Annotated in this window: 1 protein-coding gene; it reads right to left on the minus strand. The window is 67.1% G+C overall.

Annotated elements, in window-relative coordinates; genetic code table 11:
- Positions 1 to 237: aconitase X (locus SB816_RS34865; RefSeq protein ID WP_410548607.1), on the minus strand; the 237-nt coding region annotated here is incomplete at both ends.

Raw genomic sequence — 237 nt, forward strand, 5'->3', positions numbered from 1 at the left:
CATCAGGGCGCGGGTCTTCGTCGGGAAAACCGGCTCGGAAATGGAGCACCAGCAAAGATCAGGCAGCACCTGCACGCCGCTGTCATGCAGGCTTTTCAAGGTGCCGTCCTGGCCGGCCGCATCGATGACCTGCTGTCCGGCTGTCACGATGACGGCGACATCCGCATGCCGCTTGCGGCCGGCGAGCACAGCGGCGAGCGCGCGGCACTCCTCCAGCGAGGCATGCGGGCTGCCGAT

Origin of the sequence: Achromobacter sp. SIMBA_011 (assembly GCF_046535435.1) — a bacterium.
Classification (GTDB): domain Bacteria; phylum Pseudomonadota; class Gammaproteobacteria; order Burkholderiales; family Burkholderiaceae_B; genus Achromobacter; species Achromobacter dolens.